This window comes from Mordavella massiliensis (genome assembly GCF_016902415.1).
GTDB lineage: Bacteria > Bacillota > Clostridia > Lachnospirales > Lachnospiraceae > Merdimonas > Merdimonas faecigallinarum.
Genome location: NZ_JACJLV010000018.1, coordinates 18,807 through 36,848, shown reverse-complemented (window position 1 = coordinate 36,848; position 18,042 = coordinate 18,807). Strand labels below are relative to the sequence as shown.

The 18,042-nt window shown below is 51.3% G+C and carries 21 protein-coding genes; 6 read left to right on the top strand and 15 right to left on the bottom strand.

Annotation, left to right across the window (positions count from 1 at the left end):
* Positions 1-24: 24 nt before the first annotated feature.
* Entirely contained in the window at positions 25-1,212 is a 1,188-nt protein-coding gene (locus tag H6A13_RS06945) for a substrate-binding domain-containing protein (RefSeq protein WP_243424750.1), read from the bottom strand.
* 209 nt (positions 1,213-1,421) lie between these two features.
* On the opposite strand from H6A13_RS06945, the gene H6A13_RS06940 reads away from it, so the two are divergent.
* Together H6A13_RS06940 and H6A13_RS06935 are read left to right on the top strand one after the other, a co-directional pair.
* Positions 1,422-1,592 (top strand): DUF362 domain-containing protein, encoded by a 171-nt coding sequence (locus H6A13_RS06940; protein ID WP_204908887.1) that lies wholly within the window; start codon positions 1,422-1,424, stop codon positions 1,590-1,592.
* A gap of 152 nt (positions 1,593-1,744) precedes the next feature.
* Positions 1,745-2,104, top strand: coding sequence for a hypothetical protein (locus H6A13_RS06935; protein ID WP_204908886.1), 360 nt, complete (start codon positions 1,745-1,747; stop codon positions 2,102-2,104).
* Here H6A13_RS06935 and dnaB read toward each other — a convergent pair.
* The 6 genes from dnaB to H6A13_RS06905 all read right to left on the bottom strand — a co-directional run bounded on the left by dnaB (position 2,087) and on the right by H6A13_RS06905 (position 9,163).
* Positions 2,087-3,427 (bottom strand): replicative DNA helicase, encoded by a 1,341-nt coding sequence (dnaB, locus tag H6A13_RS06930; protein ID WP_204908885.1) that lies wholly within the window; start codon positions 3,425-3,427, stop codon positions 2,087-2,089. The genes H6A13_RS06935 and dnaB overlap by 18 nt on opposite strands.
* Before the next feature lie 15 nt (positions 3,428-3,442).
* The gene (rplI, locus tag H6A13_RS06925; RefSeq protein WP_204908884.1) at positions 3,443-3,892 is read right to left on the bottom strand and encodes a 50S ribosomal protein L9; all 450 of its coding nucleotides are present in this window, start codon (positions 3,890-3,892) and stop codon (positions 3,443-3,445) included.
* A 16-nt stretch (positions 3,893-3,908) separates the two neighbouring features.
* Positions 3,909-5,969 (bottom strand): DHH family phosphoesterase, encoded by a 2,061-nt coding sequence (locus H6A13_RS06920; protein WP_204908883.1) that lies wholly within the window; start codon positions 5,967-5,969, stop codon positions 3,909-3,911.
* 111 nt (positions 5,970-6,080) lie between these two features.
* Positions 6,081-7,103, bottom strand: a complete 1,023-nt coding sequence (galE, locus tag H6A13_RS06915; RefSeq protein WP_204908882.1) for a UDP-glucose 4-epimerase GalE — start codon at positions 7,101-7,103, stop codon at positions 6,081-6,083.
* Between the two features lie 12 nt (positions 7,104-7,115).
* Positions 7,116-8,234, bottom strand: coding sequence for a phosphotransferase enzyme family protein (locus H6A13_RS06910; RefSeq protein WP_204908881.1), 1,119 nt, complete (start codon positions 8,232-8,234; stop codon positions 7,116-7,118).
* A gap of 2 nt (positions 8,235-8,236) precedes the next feature.
* The gene (locus H6A13_RS06905; protein ID WP_204908880.1) at positions 8,237-9,163 is read right to left on the bottom strand and encodes a nucleotidyltransferase family protein; all 927 of its coding nucleotides are present in this window, start codon (positions 9,161-9,163) and stop codon (positions 8,237-8,239) included.
* 168 nt (positions 9,164-9,331) lie between these two features.
* Between H6A13_RS06905 and H6A13_RS06900 the strand changes: the two genes are divergently transcribed.
* Entirely contained in the window at positions 9,332-10,261 is a 930-nt protein-coding gene (locus H6A13_RS06900; protein WP_204908879.1) for an AraC family transcriptional regulator, read from the top strand.
* Between the two features lie 3 nt (positions 10,262-10,264).
* On the opposite strand, the gene nagB is transcribed toward H6A13_RS06900, so the two are convergent.
* Positions 10,265-10,996, bottom strand: a complete 732-nt coding sequence (gene nagB, locus H6A13_RS06895; RefSeq protein ID WP_204908878.1) for a glucosamine-6-phosphate deaminase — start codon at positions 10,994-10,996, stop codon at positions 10,265-10,267.
* 18 nt (positions 10,997-11,014) lie between these two features.
* Positions 11,015-11,635, bottom strand: coding sequence for a carbohydrate-binding family 9-like protein (locus H6A13_RS06890; RefSeq protein WP_338043025.1), 621 nt, complete (start codon positions 11,633-11,635; stop codon positions 11,015-11,017).
* A gap of 233 nt (positions 11,636-11,868) precedes the next feature.
* Between H6A13_RS06890 and H6A13_RS06885 the strand changes: the two genes are divergently transcribed.
* Positions 11,869-13,218, top strand: a complete 1,350-nt coding sequence (locus H6A13_RS06885; RefSeq protein WP_243424749.1) for an MATE family efflux transporter — start codon at positions 11,869-11,871, stop codon at positions 13,216-13,218.
* A 100-nt stretch (positions 13,219-13,318) separates the two neighbouring features.
* Here the strand turns inward: H6A13_RS06885 and rpsR are convergent, their stop codons facing one another.
* The 6 genes from rpsR to H6A13_RS06855 form a co-directional block, all read right to left on the bottom strand.
* Complete coding sequence (gene rpsR / locus H6A13_RS06880; protein WP_204908875.1) at positions 13,319-13,585, bottom strand: 30S ribosomal protein S18; 267 nt, start codon at positions 13,583-13,585, stop codon at positions 13,319-13,321.
* Positions 13,586-13,600: 15 nt separating this feature from the next.
* On the bottom strand, positions 13,601-14,056 hold the full coding sequence (locus H6A13_RS06875; protein WP_204908874.1) for a single-stranded DNA-binding protein: 456 nt from the start codon (positions 14,054-14,056) through the stop codon (positions 13,601-13,603).
* A gap of 20 nt (positions 14,057-14,076) precedes the next feature.
* Entirely contained in the window at positions 14,077-14,364 is a 288-nt protein-coding gene (rpsF, locus tag H6A13_RS06870; protein ID WP_204908901.1) for a 30S ribosomal protein S6, read from the bottom strand.
* A gap of 127 nt (positions 14,365-14,491) precedes the next feature.
* Positions 14,492-14,686 (bottom strand): DUF951 domain-containing protein, encoded by a 195-nt coding sequence (locus H6A13_RS06865; protein ID WP_204908900.1) that lies wholly within the window; start codon positions 14,684-14,686, stop codon positions 14,492-14,494.
* Positions 14,686-15,486, bottom strand: coding sequence for a class B sortase (srtB, locus tag H6A13_RS06860; RefSeq protein ID WP_204908873.1), 801 nt, complete (start codon positions 15,484-15,486; stop codon positions 14,686-14,688). The genes H6A13_RS06865 and srtB overlap by 1 nt, the downstream gene beginning before the upstream one ends.
* Position 15,487: 1 nt before the next feature.
* Complete coding sequence (locus H6A13_RS06855; RefSeq protein ID WP_204908872.1) at positions 15,488-16,801, bottom strand: L-cysteine desulfidase family protein; 1,314 nt, start codon at positions 16,799-16,801, stop codon at positions 15,488-15,490.
* Between the two features lie 211 nt (positions 16,802-17,012).
* On the opposite strand from H6A13_RS06855, the gene H6A13_RS06850 reads away from it, so the two are divergent.
* Both H6A13_RS06850 and bilS read left to right on the top strand, forming a co-directional pair.
* On the top strand, positions 17,013-17,408 hold the full coding sequence (locus tag H6A13_RS06850; protein WP_204908871.1) for a hypothetical protein: 396 nt from the start codon (positions 17,013-17,015) through the stop codon (positions 17,406-17,408).
* A gap of 27 nt (positions 17,409-17,435) precedes the next feature.
* On the top strand, positions 17,436-17,948 hold the full coding sequence (gene bilS / locus H6A13_RS06845; protein WP_204908870.1) for a flavodoxin family protein BilS: 513 nt from the start codon (positions 17,436-17,438) through the stop codon (positions 17,946-17,948).
* The last annotated feature ends 94 nt before the right edge of the window (positions 17,949-18,042 follow it).

Sequence of the window (18,042 nt, the reverse complement as noted above, 5' to 3'; positions counted from 1 at the left end):
ATCTGTATAAAATAACAGAGAATCCTAGTACAGGATTCTCTGTATTTCTTCTGTCTCCAGATTTTCCGCGGTCACCCACTGATATCCGGTATTTACAACTGCTTCATTTCCCTGTCCCAGCGCGGCTCTGGCTGCCGCCACCACGGTGGCGTATCCCATTCCATAAGGATTCTGCACGATCAGGCCGCTGATGGTTCCTTCCGAAAGAGCCTCGATCTCTTCCTCCTCCGCGTCATATCCTACAAATACCAGCTGATTTTCTGCCTCTGCACCTGTCTCCTCCGAAGCATCCGCCATGGCTTCTGTCAGTTCCAGGCCAAAGGATACCGCATTGGAGCTGACGGCAAAGATGCCGGTCACATCCGGGTACTGGCTCAGGATCTCCTGTACCGGATCCAGTTCTTCCGTCTCGCCGTCCGCTGCGGCTGTCTCTTCTGTATCGGCCGCTTCCTCTGCCGCTTCGGCTGCTTCCTCCATCTGATCCAGATAGCAGGTGCCGGCTACGGTAATGCCGGTATGGCCCGTTGCCATCTGATCACGGAATGCGCTCTCTCTTGTAGTCTGTGCTTTTGCTTTAGAGTTATCCACCAGGATCAGTACCTGGCCGGTCTCTCCCATCTGCTCTGCCATATGATCTGCAGCCTCTCTTGCGGATCCGTCATTGTCGGTCTGCACGGTAGCCATCAGACCCTGATAATCGCTGCCGGAATCAAAGGCCACCACCGGGATCCCGTTCTCCGCGGCCAGATCGAACTGCACCTCGCAGGCGCTCACATCCGCGATCGCGATCCCCACAGCCAGCGGATACCGGTCCAGTTCTTCGTCCAGAATGCTGACCTGGTCGTCCACATTATCCTCTCTGTCCGGGGCATTGTAGGTCGCCCGGATCTTGTCGCCGCCTTCATATCCCAGAAGGGTGTTCAGATCTTCCACTGCCTGGTCCATGCCTTCCCGGATCTGATCCCAGTAGGCGCCTTCCCCGGATCTTCCCAGGATGGAGATATACGAATCCTGCTCCAGGTTCAGCCCGTTTACATTATTATAGGCGCTGGTCTGTATCATATTCAGTTTTGCCTGCTCTGCGCTGATCTGCGGCGCCTCTTCTGTCACATGTCCGCCGGTATATTCCTCCCGGGCCGCGCAGCCTCCCAGGATCATGGCGGCTACGGTAATTGCCGCCGCGCTTCTATACGTTTTTTTCCTGTAATTCATTTGCATCCACTCCCATTCCAACACTATACACCAATTTAACAGAAAAGTGTTTAAATTTTTTCTTAAATTTTGTGTCTTGGATTTTATTTCGTACACGGACCTTATTTTTTTCTTCGCTCTTGTATAATCATCCGGTTTGTATTATGATAGGGATAAACATAAAAAGACAGGCTTACCGCCTGCCGACATTCTAAAAGGAGGTTACGATCATGGCACATGTAATTAGTGATGAGTGCGTAAGCTGCGGCGCTTGCGAAGCTGAATGTCCAGTAGGAGCTATCTCTCAGGGTGCAGACCACTACGAGATCGATCCGGACGCTTGCGTTGATTGTGGAGCTTGTGCTGCACAGTGCCCGACAGGAGCTATTTCTGAAGGCTAATCAATATGCAGATATTTTATGAAAAGGCATTGCGGACTACGCAATGTCTTTTTCTTTTGCCCTCGACGGCTTTCCCCTTTTTTCGCGGAAAACCTGTGGTATGATAACAGTGCCATAAAACATATCCATATTAATAAGGGGGTTTGAAAGAGATGAGTAACCATGCTCTGGAACAGTTAAAGCGGGAGACAAAAGATGACGAGCGGCTCTTCGGATGCATCCGGGAACTGTATGAGCAGGGCGTTCCCTTCGCAGAATTAAAGGCCCTGATCCCGGATATCAGAAGGACCAGAGAACAGCTTTACCTGAAAAGAATGCTGGAAAATAACAACGAGGTACTGCTGTCCATGTTCAGCAAAGAAATGTCCTTTCTCCTGGACGCCAAGGAGCGCCGCCAGGAAGAGGAGTTCAAAAAACTGGACCAGCTCATCCGCCAACAGCAATCCTTCCGGAAGTCTGCGGCGGAGGCCGGTCCTCTTGCCAGGCTGAAAAAATTAATCCTGCCTGCTTAAATTTGCAAACTTGGTATATTCGCCAAGCCATGCCAGATGAACGGTCCCCACAGGACCGTTTCTTTGTTTTGCGATTATGATCTCTGCCTGTTTCTTATATTCGGAATCTTTGTTGTAATATTCGTCTCGATAGATAAACATTACCACGTCGGCGTCCTGCTCGATGGCTCCCGACTCTCGAAGGTCTGAAAGCATGGGCCTTTTATCGGGACGGCCTTCTACCGCACGGGACAGCTGAGACAGGGCGATCACCGGAACATTCAGTTCCCTTGCCAGTCCTTTTAAGGACCGGGAGATCTCGGAAATCTCCTGCTGCCTGGATTCAGAACTTCTGCCGATGCTTCCCGTCATCAATTGCAGGTAGTCGATGATGATCAGATCCAGGTCATTTTCCAGCTTATACTTGCGGCACTTGGAGCGAAGTTCGGACACCGAGATACCCGGCGTATCGTCGATGATCAGCTGGGACTGACCGATGATGCCCGCTCCTTCGATGAGCTTTTCCCAGTCGGAATCCTTCATATTGCCGGTACGGAGCGCCTGGGCATCCACCTGGGATTCCAGGGAGAAGAGACGGTTCACCAGCTGCTCCTTTGACATCTCCAGACTGAAGATGGCCACGCTTTTCTTTTTCTTAAATGCCACGTACTGGGCGATATTCAGCACAAATGCGGTTTTTCCCATAGAAGGTCTTGCCGCTACCAGGATCAGGTCTGAGGGCTGCAGCCCTGACAGCTTATAATCCAGGTCGATGAATCCGGTGGGGATGCCGGTAACAGTCCCCTTGTTCTTGGACGCCTTCTCGATCCGCTCCAGGGCGTTTAAGACCACCTGGCGGATCGGCACGTAATCTCCGGTATTTCTGCGCTGCAGCAGTTCAAAAACAGATTTCTCCGTCTTTTCCAGCACCGCTTCCAACGGTTCTTTCCCTGCATAGCAGACATTTTCAATCTCTTCGTTCAGTTTGATCAGCCGGCGCATCATGGACTTGTCCGCCACGATCTGGGCATAATACTTGATATTGGCAGACGTGGGAACGGCCGTGACCAGATCCCTTACAAACTCCAGGCTCGCGATCTCTGCAGGGACCTCTTTTTCCCGCAGTCTCTCCTGCAGGGTGATGAGATCCACCGGCTTGCCTTCGTTAAACAGCTCCACCATGGAATCAAAGATGACTCCGTATGCGCTCTGATAAAAATCACTGCCACTGATCATCTCTGACGCGGCAGTGATCGCATCCTTATCCATCAGCATGGCGCCGACGACGGACTGTTCTGCTTCTATGCTATGGGGCATCACTCGTTTGATGAGTGCTTCTTCCATATACGACTCCTCCTGCTATGCTTCTTCGGCTACCTCTACCTTCAGGTCTGCCGTTACTTTTGTATGCAGACGGACCGGTACGATGTGGGTCCCGGGGGTCTTGATCGCTTCTTTGAGCTGTACCTTTTTCTTGTCAATATCCAGCCCCATCTGGCTCTTTACTTCCTCTGCGATCTCTTTGGAGGACACGGATCCAAACGCTTTTCCGCCCTCTCCCATCTTAATGGACACCCGGATCCTGCCGGCCTCGATCTTCTTGCCAAGCTCGACTGCCGCCTCGTACTGCTCCTGGGCAACTTTGTCGTCATTGGCCTTTTTAAGCTTCAGGTCATTTAAGTTCTGGCTGTTCGCTTCCAGGCCTTTCTTCTTTTTCAGGATAAAATTTCTTGCGTAGCCGTCGCTGACGTCTACGATCTGTCCCTTTTTCCCAAGGGATTTGATATCTTCTGTCAAAATAACTTTCATATGAATCTGTCTCCTTTTATATATCTCCTTCTTTGACCATGTCGTCCAGCACCTTCTTAAGATCTGCCACGGCCTTCTCCATATCCGTATGGTCGAACTGGGCTCCGGATGCGTTCATGTGTCCGCCTCCGCCGAACCGCTCCATAATGATCTGCACATTCACTTCGTCAATGGCCCGCGCGCTGACATAGATCCTTCCGTTATACTCTGTCAGGACAAAGGAGGCTTTGATGCCGCTGATATCCAGCAGCTCGTCCGCAGCCTGGGCCCCGATGATGGTCGGGCTTTCGATGGTCAGGTCCCGCCCCACCGCAATGGCAAATTTCTGCTGGTAAACTTCCGCGCTGCTGATGATCTCCGCTTTTGCCCGGTAGGACTCCATGTCGTCCCGGAACATCTTGCGCACCAGCGTGATATCCGCGCCGCATCTTCTTAAGAACGCCGCCGCCTCGAAGGTCCGCACTCCGGTACGGTTTACAAAATTGTTGGTATCGATCATGATCCCCGCGTACATACTGCTGGCCTCCAGCTTGGGGATCTTGATGTCGTCTACGATGTACTGCAGAACCTCAGACACCATCTCACAGGAAGAAGATGCATAAGGCTCGATGTAGGACAGCAGGGCATTTTCAATGTTGTCGCTGCTCTGTCTGTGATGATCCAGCACCACGATGGTGCGGGTCTTCTTGAGAAGTTCCTCGCATTCGGTCATCTGCGGACGGTTGGTGTCCACCACGATCACCATGGAATCTTCATCCACCATGGGAATGGCCTCTGCTGAGGTCAGGAACAGGTCGTCCGGATAGGAGCTGTCCTTTTCGTAACTCTCATACAGCGGGCGAAGGGACGCCGAGATCTCATTGATCACGATATGGACGTTCTTCTCCAGGGCTGCCGCAGCCCGGTAGATACCGATGGCCGCGCCGAACGCATCCACGTCGGTCAGTTTATGACCCATTACAAAGATCTTGTCTTTCACGGTAATAAACTCCCGGAGCGCCTCGGCCTTGACACGGGCTTTGACACGGGTATTCTTGGCTGTCTGCTCCCGTCTGCCTCCATAGTAGGTGATCCCGTCGCAGTCCTTGATCACGGCCTGGTCGCCGCCTCTTGCAAGAGCCAGGTCAATGGCTACCCGGGCATAGTTATAACTCTGCGCATAGGACACGGTGCTTGAGCCCAGACCGATACTCAGTGTGGCCGGGATATTATTTCCGATATTAACGGACTTCACATCTTCCAGAAGAGAGAGCTTGTCCTCTTCCAGCTGTTTGAAATATTGCTTCTTGATCACGATGAAGTATTTGTCATTCTCCATCTTCTTTACAATGCCGTCCACGCCGGCAATGTACTGGTTGATCTTCCGGTCCACCAGAGCCATCAGAAGGGACTGGCGCACTTCTTCCACGCTGTCCACCACTTCATCATAATTATCAATATAAATCAGCCCCGCCACCAGACGCTGCTGTTCATTTTCCTTGATATAACGGTTCAGCTCTGTCACATCCTGCAGATAGACCGCGATGAAATATTCCTTCTCCTCCGGCATCTCCAGAAGCTTCTCCGTCTCTGCAAATCCTTCCACCGATACCCGGCGAAGCTCCGCCCGGTACTCTTTATCCGCGTGGTAGACCTCGATCTCCACCACGTCCCCTTCCCGTCTGGGGAAAATGCTCACATTCAGTTCCGGGATATACTTGCTGATATAGGCGTCGCCCTTGGGCTTTCCGCCCAGCACCCGTTCAAACTGTTCATTCATCCAGACGGCTTTTCCGTCATCCAGGAGGATGGCATAAGGAATGGCAAGCTCCTTTAACAGCACGTTCTGGACAATGCCGTACTGTGCCGCAAATTCTACCAGATCCTTCATGACGATGGATTTACTGTAAATGTAGAGATAACCCACCATAAAGATGTAGATCAGCACAAAGAACAGCATCAAAAATCCCACGCGCCTGTCCAGGCGGTAGATCCAGATGTTTAAGGCAGCCAGCAAAAATGCCATGACTGCTGGAAGTTCCATATACAGTTTCAGTTGTCCGGTTAACCGTACTTTTCCATTTTGCTTTTCAGACATTTTCTCATCCTCCGGCTCATACCTACGCTTGATTATACCACCATTTCCTACAAAAGAAAAGACAGCATTTTTGTTCAAAATGCTGTCTTTTGTGTTCTTTTTCCGGCAGTTTTACGCCTCGCGGTAACCGTTCGGATTCTGGGACTGCCATCTCCAGGTATCCTCGCACATCTCGTCCAGGCCGCGCTCTGCTTTCCAGCCAAGCACCTTCAGTGCTTTGGAAGGATCTGCGTAGCACATGTCAATGTCTCCTGCACGGCGGGGTTTGATCTCATAAGGAATCTCTTTTCCGCATGCTTTGGAGAAGGCTTTTACCATATCCAGTACGGAATATCCGGTTCCGGTTCCCAGATTGATCACATCCAGTCCCGGGTTGGTAAAGATATAATTAATGGCTTTTACATGTCCGATGGCCAGGTCTACTACATGGATGTAATCACGCACGCCTGTGCCGTCATGGGTATTGTAGTCATTTCCGAATACGCCCAGTTTCTCAAGCTTGCCTACGGCCACCTGGGAAATGTACGGCATCAGGTTGTTGGGGATGCCCTTCGGGTCTTCGCCGATGCGTCCGCTCTTGTGAGCTCCTACCGGGTTGAAGTAACGCAGAAGGATGACATTCCAGTCCGGATTTGCTTTCTGCACGTCGCTCATGATCTGTTCCATCATGGATTTGGTCCATCCATAAGGATTGGTGCACTGTCCCTTGGGGCAGGCCTCTGTGATCGGCATCTCTGCAGGGCTTCCGTATACTGTGGCGGAAGAACTGAACACGATATTTTTCACGCCGACACGGTTCATCACATCCATCAGTGTCAGTGTTCCGGTGATGTTGTTCTGATAATACTCCAGAGGCTTCTGCACAGACTCGCCTACTGCCTTTAAGGCCGCACAGTGGATCACCGCGTCCACGTTCTCTGCGCGGAACATCGCTTCCAGAGCCGCGCCGTCCAGCACGTCGCCTTCATAAAATTTGATCTCTTTCCCGGTCAGTTCCTGCACTCTTTTCAGGGATTCTTCCGATGAATTGCAGAGGTTATCATATACAACCACCTCATATCCTTCATTTAACAGCTCCAGCGCAGTGTGGCTTCCGATATATCCGGCGCCGCCTGTGATCAGTATCTTTGCCATCGAAACTACCTCCTAGTTATCCTTTAATTTTTTTACGATTTCGTTCATAGTATACCACTTATTTTCCATATCTTCAACCAGCTTGAACTGGGTTCTGCACCGGTCCAGATTGTGGCCTTCTCTGTGGATCTTAAAGTAGGTGTCTCCCTGGAGATAATCGGTCAGGAAACGCATGCCGCACTCAAAGGTCATGGTCTTTGCGCCCATGGGCAGAAGCTCGATCTCCCGGTCTGTCAGCTTGCCTGCACAGCCCTCGATAAATCCTCTGGTGTAGAGTTCAAACAGCTCCATGCTGCAGGACACCTTGGAAAGATCCTGCTCATCTTCTGCTGCGGTGCTTGCTCCGAAACGGATGGAGTCTCCGAAATCATGGATGGCAAGTCCCGGCATTACGGTATCCAGGTCGATGACGCAGATGCCTTTTCCGGTCTTGTCGTCGATCATGATGTTATTCAGCTTGGTATCGTTATGGGTAACACGAAGCGGGATTTCCTTCTTTTCCAGCAGGTCGCAGAGATAATCCGCCACATCCTCATGCTGCAGCACGAAATCAATCTCTTTCTTTACAGACGCGGCTCTTCCCATCACGTCCTCTTCCACCGCTTTTTTGAAAGCCTGGAACCGGGCCTTGGTGTTGTGGAAATCCTTGATGGTCTCATGAAGCTCGTGGGCCGGATAATCGGCCAGCAGGCACTGGAAATTACCAAATGCCACGGCGCTCTGGTAGAAGTCTTCCGGCTTTTCCACCTTGTCGTAACTGGTGGCGTCGGTGATAAACTTGTAGGCTCTCCAGTAATCTCCCTGGGAATCTTTATAGTAAGACTTGCCGTCTCCCGCAGGGATCACGTTCAGGGTCTCTCTGTCCGGATCTCCTCCGTTTTCCTCGATCTTCTTTCTTAAATAAGAGGTAACGCCGACAATATTTTCCATCAGAGCTTCCGGATCTGCAAAAACGTCTTTGTTCATCCGCTGCAGGATCACCTTCACCTCTTCGTCATCCCCCAGGTCAAAGACCAGAAGGAAGGTATCGTTGATGTGTCCGCTTCCGTAAGGATTTTCGCTGACCAGGATCCCCTCAAAAGGAAATCCTGCGATCGCTTCATTTTTCTGCTGGTGTGTCACTGGCTCCATGTCTATTTTCCCTCCCATAAGTGCGTCGGATACACGCCTTCTTCTTTCATTCTCTTCACAGCTGCCTCTACAACGGGTTTATCCTCTTTATAGGTTACGCCATACCATTTATCTGCGGATTTTAAAACTGCCACAGACGCCCGGTCTTCTTCCACCAGGCTGCTGACTACTGCAGGCAGGAAGTATTCGCATTTCATCGGATTTTCCTTTAATCCCTTGTCAAGGAATGCAGGGAATCCTTTTTTGATCTCTTCCAGGATGCTCTTTGAGAATCCCCACATATTCATGGAAACGGTGGTGTCCGCCGGAACAAATGTCCAGGTCTCCCCGTCGTCTTCTGTAAATGCGATGCCGCCGTCGCGCTTCTCGATCCTGGTCCGCTCGCGGATGGACAGAAGTTCTCCCGCCTCGTTCATCTCACAGATACCGCGGGCCACATGGCCGTTGTCTGTCACCGTGTTGCCCAGGTGATATCCCACCATGGTGTAACGGTACTTGTCATCGTCCTGATGAGTGGACAGATAATCGTAGATCAGCTTGAATGCCTCTACTCCGTAATAGTCGTCTGCGTTGATCACGGCAAATGGTCCGTCGATCTGATCGATACAGCTTAATACCGCGTGAGCCGTTCCCCAGGGCTTCACACGTCCTTCCGGCACCTCGTAGCCTTCCGGGATGTTGGAAAGCTCCTGGAACGCATAGGAAACCTCCATGTACTTGCCCATCCGGTCTCCGACCGCTTCCTTAAAGTCCGCCTCATTTTCTTTCTTGATGATAAAGATCACCTTTTCAAAGCCTGCGCGCTTTGCGTCAAACATGGAGAAGTCCATGATAATGTGGCCTTCCCCGTCCACAGGATCGATCTGCTTCAGGCCGCCGTAACGGCTCCCCATACCTGCCGCCATGATCACTAACACTGGTTTATTCATATCGCATCCTCCTCTTTTTTCGTTCTGGTTTTCTTATTGTCTTCATTGTAATAGAGAACAGAAAAATATTCTTTAGACTATTTTATCTTTGATTTGCACAATTTTCTACCTTTTTCTTTGATTTCCTGCAAACAATAGGATATGATAGGAAGAAAAGGAGGGATCTTTATGAGTTATGTCGGCATTCATCTGGAAAATTCCATTTCCATTGATAAGATTTTCAGCATCCATTATTTTGAATATATGAATGACTTTTCGTTTGAGGGGGAATCTCACGATTTCTGGGAATTTATCTTTGTAGACAAAGGAGAAGTCGAGGTGACCGCAGGGCAGGAGCATCTCCTGCTGAAAAAGGGCGACCTTCTGTTCCACCAGCCCAATGAATTCCATGCGGTAAAGGCAGACGGCAAGACCGCGCCCAACCTGATGGTGGCTTCTTTTTGCTGCGTGGACGACGCCTCCATGGAATTTTTCCGCCAGAGACAAAGGTTTCAGATTGATAAAGAAGAGCACAGCCTCCTGGCCACCATCATCGCCGAAGCCAGGTGGTGCTTTGCCTGCCGGCTGGACGATCCCTATCTCCAGAACATGCCCTTAAAGACCCCGGACAAATTCGGCGCCCAGCAGATGATCCGGCTGAACCTGGAATATTTCCTGATCCATCTGATCCGGCGCGCGGAGCGCTGCGCCTCCCCAGGCCGGGAAACGCCGCTGGAATCCCTGAAAAGCACCAAAGAAAAAAATGATATGGAGACCCTCCGCAGGATCATCGCCTACCTGGAGGCGCACCTGGACAGCCACGTGACCATTGAGCAGATCTGCCGCGACAATATCATCGGGCGCTCCCAGCTCCAGAAGCTCTTCAAAGACCGCTGCGGACTGGGGATCATTGAATATTTTTCTCACATGAAAATAAATGCAGCCAAGGAAATGATCCGTACGAACCGGATGAATTTCACCCAGATCTCCGAACACCTTGGCTACACGTCGATTCATTATTTTTCCCGGCAGTTTAAGAAAACCACCGGCATGACGCCTACTGAGTACGCGTCATCTATCAAAGCCATGGCCGAAGGCCATTTTGAAGAAGACCGTTAGATCTTACACCGGGGACTTGGACAGAGCGGCCTCGTCTGCTACCACCGTTACATCCGGGTGCATCTGCAGGATGGATGCCGGTACCTGCGGGGTTACCGGGCCGAAGAACGCTTTTGCCACAGTCTCTGCCTTGTCTTCTCCGCTGACAACCACCAGGATCTTCTTTGCACGCATGATCGTGCCGATTCCCATGGTGTATGCCTGGCGCGGCACATCATCCGCGGATGCGAAGAACCGCTTATTTGCCTCGATGGTGCGCTCCTGCAGATCTACGCAGTGGGTATCTTTCTCAAACACATCCGCCGGCTCGTTGAAACCAATATGTCCGTTGTGGCCAAGGCCGAGAAGCTGCAGGTCCACGCCGCCCAGAGACTGGATCAGCGCCTCGTAGCGCGCGCACTCCGCATCGCTGTCCTCTTTGGTGCCGTCCGGAAGGTTGGTGCTTGCCGGATCAATGTTCACCTTGTCAAACAGATTCTCATGCATAAAGTAGTAATAGCTCTGGTCATTTTCTCTTGGCAGGCCCTTATATTCGTCCAGGTTCACAGTGGTGACTTTGGAGAAATCCAGGTCGCCCTTTTCATATTTCTCTACCAGACGGCTGTAGGTACCGATGGGCGTAGATCCCGTAGCAAGCCCCAGCACGCACTCCGGCTTTAACACCACCTGAGCGGCGATGATATTTGCCGCCTTCTGGCTCATTTCTTCATAATCTTTTGCTTTGTAAATCCTCATGTTGACAGTTACCTCCTACTATTGTTCTCTTTTCACAAGCTTTGCGGATGCAAAAAACTCCGGCAGATGAAAGCTTGGGATCTCGGACAGCACCGGGGAATAAGACGCATAGTGCTCATTGGATGCCGTCTCGCATATTTTATAAAAGTTGCACCGGAACTTGCTTCCCTCCTCTAAATGAATCGGGCCGTAAACACTCTCCAGGATCCTCTGGGGGATCTTCAGCGTAAAGTTCCAGCGGTCATCTTCGATAGCAGCCCGGCAGCCGATCTCCTCCAGATCCTCTTTGGAAAAATAAGACCGGTAGATGCGGGATGTGCCGTAGCCCGCCAGCAGCGCGCCATTGGCATTCACCTCGAAGTTCATGTAAATGGGAGAGTCCTCTCTTTCCCTGGCAGATTCAAACTGCAGAAAAGCTTCCATTGCACTGTCCTGGTAAACCGGATCCTGATCCGCTATGTAAGTCCGCAGAGGATCCTTCTCCACGCACACCATCTTCAGGTAAAACCCTTCCCCCGGCACATAGCCCAGGTACCCGAACGTCTCCGGAATCTTCTTTGTCCCCCAAAGGAGCGTCTCCACCCGGAAAGGCTTCGTCTCCTCCAGTTCGTCTCCGCTTCTAAGGATTTCCACTTCCACAAGCATTTCCTCTCTTTCATTTCAATTGCATTCTTGTGTTAATAGTACCAAAAAGCAATTTCAAAAACAAGAGGAAGGAAAAAGGAAGACGTAGACTTTTTGCAAAGGTCTACGTCCCAAATTGCATTTCAGGGTGTACCAAAATGAATTTCAAGGTGTACCCGGTTGTGTTTTATGCCTGAATCAATTATAATGGCATACGGATTATTGACATGACGAAACGAGGTATATACATGATTGCAGATGCGAAAGAGAAGGATATGACATCGGGCCCTTCCGGCCGGCAGATTTTTTTCTTTGCCCTTCCGCTGATGATGGGCAATATTTTTCAGCAGGCCTACACGCTTGTGGATACGGCTGTGGTGGGCCAGGTGGTGGGCGTGAATGCCCTTGCGGCCCTTGGTTCTTCCGACTGGTTTAACTGGATGAGTCTTGGCGTGTGTTCCGGGCTTACGCAAGGTTTCTCCATCCTGATCGCCCAGCAGTACGGCGCCAAAAATGTCAGGGAAATGAAGCGGTCTCTGGCGGTGTCTCTGGTGCTCTCTCTGGCGGCGGCGGTTGTGCTTGCAGCTTTGTTCCTGCTGCTTTCAAGGCCGGTGCTAACCTGGATGGGAACCAGAGAAGAGATCATTGGCGACGCTCTGGTCTATGTGCGGATCATGTTTGCGGGCATCCCCATTGTTATGACCTACAACTGGCTGTCCAGCGTGCTGCGCGCTGTGGGAGACGGCAAAACGCCTCTGATGGCCATGGGGATTGCCTCCATTGTAAATATTGTGCTGGACATTCTCTTTGTGGCCGGCTTCGGGCTTGGCATCCCCGGCGCGGCAGCAGCTACGCTGATCGCCCAGGTATGCTCCTGCCTGTTCTGCGCCCGCCACATCCGGAAAACACCCGTCCTGCATTTTTCCAGGCAGGATTTTCAGCCGGACAAGGCCCTGGTCAGCAAATTATTTAAACTGGGGACACCAGTGGCTCTGCAAAATACGATTATCAGCATCGGCGGCATGATCCTTCAGTCCATCGTCAACAGCTTTGGCGTGATCTTTGTGGCTGGCTTTACTGCCGCAAACAAACTGTACGGCCTGCTGGAGATCGCAGCCATTTCCTTTGGCTTCTCCGTCTCCACGTATACCGGACAGAACCTGGGCGCCGGCGAGTACAAACGGATCCGCATTGGCGTGCGGGAGGGCGCCGTTATGGCTGTCCTCACCTCCCTTGTGATCAGCGCCTGTATGTTCCTCTCCGGAAATACCCTGGTCGGCCTGTTCGTAGATGGCAGCAACCCGGACGCCGCGCAGGTGATTACCTATGGCCGCCACTTCCTCCGCGTCATGGCGTCCTTCCTCTTCATCCTCTATGGACTGCACATTTACCGTTCCGCCCTGCAGGGCATGGGAAACACTTACATTCCCCTGCTCTCCGGTGCAGTGGAACTGGTGATGCGTATCTCAGCTGCGCTGATCCTGCCTCATTTTATCGGAGAATACGGGATCTACGCCGCAGAAGTCCTGGCCTGGACCGGGGCGCTGACGCTCCTCTATCTGTCGTACCGGAGCGCAGTCCGGAAACTGCCGGCGTAGGTGGCCGCTGGTCACTCCCAGACATCAAAAAAGCCTTTAAACACCGGATTCCCGGTACTTAAAGGCTTTTCTTTTATCCACTCATACTCGACTAATTAAATTAGTCCTGAACGTACGGCATCAGAGCGATGTGACGTGCTCTCTTGATCGCTACAGTCAGCGCTCTCTGATGTTTTGCACAGTTTCCTGTGATTCTTCTGGGAAGGATCTTACCTCTCTCAGAGATGTACTTTCTTAACTTTGCTACATCCTTGTAATCGATCTCGTTGTTTTCCTTACCACAGAATACACATACTTTTTTTCTTCTGCGTCCGCCCGGTCTCTTTCTGAAACCGCCTTCCGGACGAGCTGCTTTATCGTAAGCCATGATTGCTTCTCCTTTCTAATTAAATGGTAATTCCTCATCAATTCCATCTGGAATGTTCATGAAGCCGTCTCCTGCATCCGCTGCCGGGGCCGGAGCCGGTGAGGGGGCCGCTGCGCGGAAACCGCCTGAGTTAGCGTCGCTTGCCGCTTTACTCTCTGCGAACTCCTGATCCTCTACTACAACGTCTGTCGTGTAGACCTTCTGTCCATCCCGGTTGGTATAGCTTCCTGTCTGGATCCGTCCTGTCACGATAACCTTTAATCCCTGATGGAAATATTTCTCTGCAAATTCTGCGCTTCTTCCGAATGCCACGCATCCGATGAAGTCTGCAGTCTGCTCTCCGTCGCCTCCGCGGCGGAACCGGCGGTCAACCGCAAGGGTATATCTTGCTACCGCTGTCGGGTTATCACCCTGTGAATAACGGATCTCCGGGTCTCTGGTTAAGCGTCCCATCAAAATTACTTTATTCATATCTTACCTCTACTTCCTGCTTATGCTTCCTGTTTCACGCATAAATACCTGATCACGTTGTCCATGATGCGAATTCTCTGCTCGATTTCGCCCGGAACTGTAGCATCAGCCTCGAAGTGGATGAAATAGTAGTATGCTTCTCTCATCTTCTGAATCTCGTAAGCTAATTTCTTCTTACCCCATTCATCAACGTCAGAGATCTGGCCGCCAAAGCGCTCTACTAAAGCTTTCACTCTTTCGATTACCTGTGCTCTTTCGTCATCTTCGATTTTTGCACTGACAACAACCGCTAATTCGTATTTGTTCATCGTCATCTGCACCTCCTTCTGGTCTTTTGGCCCCCGCGTTGTTCCCGGGAGCAAGGATTCCCGCCGGATATTTCCGACAGAATTCATGTATCACAATTTAGCATGATACCATATTTCCATGGCTGTTTCAAGCCTTTTTCTTTAAATCTTTCGTGTTTTTCTCCACGATCTTCCGGGCGATCATGATCTGATGTCCGCAGCCTATACATTTCAACCGGAAATCCGCGCCGACCCGGAGGATCTCCCACTCTTTGCTGCCGCAGGGATGCGGCTTTTTCAGGGTTACGATATCCCCCACTTCATACTGATATTCCTTCTTCATCATGGATTGATATTCACCTCTTTTTCTTTCACACCCCGTACCACGAACCGGTGCTCGTCACTGGCGCTGGTACAGGTAGACAGCGTAACAATGGTATCTTCCGTGGTCAGCTCTACGCCGGTATCATACAGCGACACTTCCTTGGTCATATCCAGAAATGCCTGATACTCCTCATCTGACGCAAAGCTTGTCAGATAGGTGTCCGAAGTGTCCTCCACCTGCCCCGCCGAATAGATGTGGTAGGTGATCTCCCTTCCGTCCGGCGTGTAAATGTAAAAATACGGGTTATTTTCCCAGAAGGCGCGTTCTTCGTAGTCCTGCAGATGCCGGAACATAGAGCCGTCTTTCATCCGGTGTCCGTAAATGATGGAATTACGGTCGGAAAAATCCGACTGATTTCCTGCATTCAGGAAAATCGCTCCCAATGTATTTTCATTGGCAGAAAATGTCTTGTGAAGGTACTCGTCGTTATCCTCGCCCTGGACAATGGGATAACTGATGATCGACGGTTCCGGCGAAAACCGGATCCAGCCGATGGTGTCCGGATTGATCGCCAGCAGTTCGTCAAAATTTACCCGGAACTGCGGCGTTCCCTCTTCTCCATCGTCCACCTCTTCTATAGCCAGCTCCCGGATGTCCTCATATTCTCCGCGGCCGTCCATATAGCCTTTCACGATCTGAAAGAGCTGAAATGCGGACACCGCAAATACGATCAGCGCCAGGATCAGGATCAAGTTCAAAACCAGACTGCCTTTCTTTTTCGCTTTTTTTCTGCCTCTGTGATATTTTTTACCTGCCATATTATCCTTTCTGATTTTTCTGTTCCATAATCTCCACGATCGTCTTCTCCGTGCCGGTCATGCCGGGAGAGGCGATCATGCCCATATATTTCATCGTGTCTTCCGGCGTCTTGCCGTTGATCCCGTGAATCGCTTCGATGCTGATCCCTGCCAGGGAAAGATCCACCGACCGGAAGGCCGCGTCTACTGCCACGATCCCTTTCATGGCGCATCCGTGATTTCCGCCATCGCAGATCATGCCGGTCAGGCCGCTTGCCATATTCCAGATCACCCGGGAAATGGCTACTTCATCCGCGCCTCTCATCCACGCCAGGCCGCAGGCCATGCCGGTTCCTGCCGCGATCCCGCAGCCGCAGAAAGCCGAAAGCTTTCCGGAATATTCTTTAATATACATCGTGATCAGATAACTAAGCGCCGCAGCCCGGACCCTGGCTTCTTCATCCAGCCCTTTCACCTGCGCCCATGCATACAGCGGCATCGTCGCTATGATCCCGTGGGCGCCGCTTCCGGTAATGCTCATGGCCGGACGGCTAAGCCCCAGCACTCTCGCCTCGATCGCTCCGCTGCACAGAAGCTGCGCGGTTTTGAGAGGATCACCGGAGATCAGCTCCCCGCCATTTTCCTCCAGAAGTTTTGCGGCGATCACAGCCCTTCCCGAATCCAGTCCTTCCTGCAAAAGTTCCAGATTCATGGGAAATGCTTCCCGGATAAATTCGATTTCATCAACCGGAACAGTCTCTGTATAATGAAGGATCTGTTTAAGCGTATACCGGTGGATCACCGGTCCCTGCAAAGACTCCCCGCCCTCTGTCTGCCGGGCCGCGGAATCCTTTTCCTCCGACTTCTCTTCCCTGCGCCAGATGACCTGTCCGTTTCTCTCTATTTCCACAATATTGGTATGGCTTCCCCGGATCCGCACGGTGCAGGTATCCTCTGCAGTCGTCACCGCAGCGTCAATGGTGATCTCTGATCCCACATGGTCCATAACCACTTCGACCCTGCCGGCCTCCACCATCCGGGCCGCCTCTTCGTCATCCTCCGGCCGGACCGCATCCAGAGATTCCAGCCCTTTTTCCTCATCCGCAGCCACGGCTCCAAGCGCCGCCGCGTAGAGATTGCCAAACCGGGCAGAATTCGGGATCCCGCAGGTAAACGCATTTTTATACATACCCGAATTCAGCGCCACCTTTACACGAACGATCTCTCCTTTGGTATATTTTTTCGCGCTGGCCACAGCAAAGGCAATGGCTCCCGGCTCTGTCACGCCCAGCGCCGGCTTCATATCCTCCCTGATCAGTCTGGTCAGTTCTTCCATGGTTCTTCCGCCTTTCTTCTATCATTCCCGCAAATGTTTTTCCGCAAAGGTCTCTCCCCATTATAACACGGGGACCGGGCCCTGCACAGAAAACTTTATATAATTTTTATCCGCAGTTTATTGACTTTCTTATGGTATGTTTTATCATGGAAAATAAGCGGCGGGCGGGCGATCATCCCGCCCGGCAGTTATCATGAGGAGTGTGACAATCTTGAGAGAAAAATTTTTACGCTTTATGTACGGAAGATACGGCATTGATTCCCTTGGAAAATTCCTTGTAATCGCCGGCATTATCGCCATGCTGATCGCCGGATGGACAGACAGCCTGACTCTGGTGACCTTATCCTGGGCGCTGATCATCTACGCTTACTTTCGGGTCTTTTCCAGGAACATTTATAAACGCTCTGCGGAAAACCAGTGGTACCTCAACAAAACCTACAAGCTGCGTACATTTCTTCTAAAGCAGAAAAACCTGATGCAGCAGCGAAAGACCCACCACATTTATAAATGCCCGGTCTGCAAACAAAAAATCCGCGTTCCCCGCGGGAAAGGACGCATCGAGATCCGCTGCCCCAGGTGTAACGCCACATTCATCAAGAAAAGTTAATTGATTGAACAGAAAGGATGTTTTCATATGTTAGATTATCTGGTTTTATATCAAAGCGAAACCGGCAACACCAAAAAAATAGCTGCCACCATCTTTGCCCATCTCCCGGGTAATTCCAAAGATCTCATCGACCTGGACGCCGCAAAAGAGATCCCCGAGGCCCAGACGTATTTCATCGGGTTCTGCGTTCACCGGGGATCCTGCAGCATGGCCGTCAGCGACATCCTAAGCAGCCTCAGCGGCAAAAACATCGCACTTTTTGCCACCTGCGGTATGGGAAATTCCCCGGATTATTATCAGGCCATTGAAAAAAACGCAAGCGCCTGGATTGAAGACGACAACCAGTACCTGGGCGCTTTCATCTGCCAGGGGAAAATGCCAAGAAAAGTGCGCCAGAAATACGAGGCCATGCGGACAGAAGAAAACGCCGCGCAGATGGATATGTTCATCCGCAACTTCGACGAAGCCCTGACGCACCCGGACAGCCTGGACGAAGAACATGCGAAAGTATTTGTGAACAAACTGTTAATGGGGACGTAGACCTTTTGCAAAGGTCTACGTCCCCATTTGCATTTTGCCCTGTACCAAATTGAATTTTAGGGTGTACCCTGTATAGAAAAAAGGGACAGAACTT

What these genes read in the sequence shown, in the direction of transcription:
- H6A13_RS06945 (WP_243424750.1), bottom strand. Translation starts at nt 1,212, where the DNA reads ATGAATTACAGGAAAAAAACGTATAGAAGCGCGGCGGCAATTACCGTA.
- H6A13_RS06940 (WP_204908887.1), top strand. Translation starts at nt 1,422, where the DNA reads ATGGCACATGTAATTAGTGATGAGTGCGTAAGCTGCGGCGCTTGCGAA.
- H6A13_RS06935 (WP_204908886.1), top strand. Translation starts at nt 1,745, where the DNA reads ATGAGTAACCATGCTCTGGAACAGTTAAAGCGGGAGACAAAAGATGAC.
- dnaB (WP_204908885.1), bottom strand. Translation starts at nt 3,427, where the DNA reads ATGGAAGAAGCACTCATCAAACGAGTGATGCCCCATAGCATAGAAGCA.
- rplI (WP_204908884.1), bottom strand. Translation starts at nt 3,892, where the DNA reads ATGAAAGTTATTTTGACAGAAGATATCAAATCCCTTGGGAAAAAGGGA.
- H6A13_RS06920 (WP_204908883.1), bottom strand. Translation starts at nt 5,969, where the DNA reads ATGTCTGAAAAGCAAAATGGAAAAGTACGGTTAACCGGACAACTGAAA.
- galE (WP_204908882.1), bottom strand. Translation starts at nt 7,103, where the DNA reads ATGGCAAAGATACTGATCACAGGCGGCGCCGGATATATCGGAAGCCAC.
- H6A13_RS06910 (WP_204908881.1), bottom strand. Translation starts at nt 8,234, where the DNA reads ATGGAGCCAGTGACACACCAGCAGAAAAATGAAGCGATCGCAGGATTT.
- H6A13_RS06905 (WP_204908880.1), bottom strand. Translation starts at nt 9,163, where the DNA reads ATGAATAAACCAGTGTTAGTGATCATGGCGGCAGGTATGGGGAGCCGT.
- H6A13_RS06900 (WP_204908879.1), top strand. Translation starts at nt 9,332, where the DNA reads ATGAGTTATGTCGGCATTCATCTGGAAAATTCCATTTCCATTGATAAG.
- nagB (WP_204908878.1), bottom strand. Translation starts at nt 10,996, where the DNA reads ATGAGGATTTACAAAGCAAAAGATTATGAAGAAATGAGCCAGAAGGCG.
- H6A13_RS06885 (WP_243424749.1), top strand. Translation starts at nt 11,869, where the DNA reads ATGATTGCAGATGCGAAAGAGAAGGATATGACATCGGGCCCTTCCGGC.
- rpsR (WP_204908875.1), bottom strand. Translation starts at nt 13,585, where the DNA reads ATGGCTTACGATAAAGCAGCTCGTCCGGAAGGCGGTTTCAGAAAGAGA.
- H6A13_RS06875 (WP_204908874.1), bottom strand. Translation starts at nt 14,056, where the DNA reads ATGAATAAAGTAATTTTGATGGGACGCTTAACCAGAGACCCGGAGATC.
- rpsF (WP_204908901.1), bottom strand. Translation starts at nt 14,364, where the DNA reads ATGAACAAATACGAATTAGCGGTTGTTGTCAGTGCAAAAATCGAAGAT.
- H6A13_RS06865 (WP_204908900.1), bottom strand. Translation starts at nt 14,686, where the DNA reads ATGAAGAAGGAATATCAGTATGAAGTGGGGGATATCGTAACCCTGAAA.
- srtB (WP_204908873.1), bottom strand. Translation starts at nt 15,486, where the DNA reads ATGGCAGGTAAAAAATATCACAGAGGCAGAAAAAAAGCGAAAAAGAAA.
- H6A13_RS06855 (WP_204908872.1), bottom strand. Translation starts at nt 16,801, where the DNA reads ATGGAAGAACTGACCAGACTGATCAGGGAGGATATGAAGCCGGCGCTG.
- bilS (WP_204908870.1), top strand. Translation starts at nt 17,436, where the DNA reads ATGTTAGATTATCTGGTTTTATATCAAAGCGAAACCGGCAACACCAAA.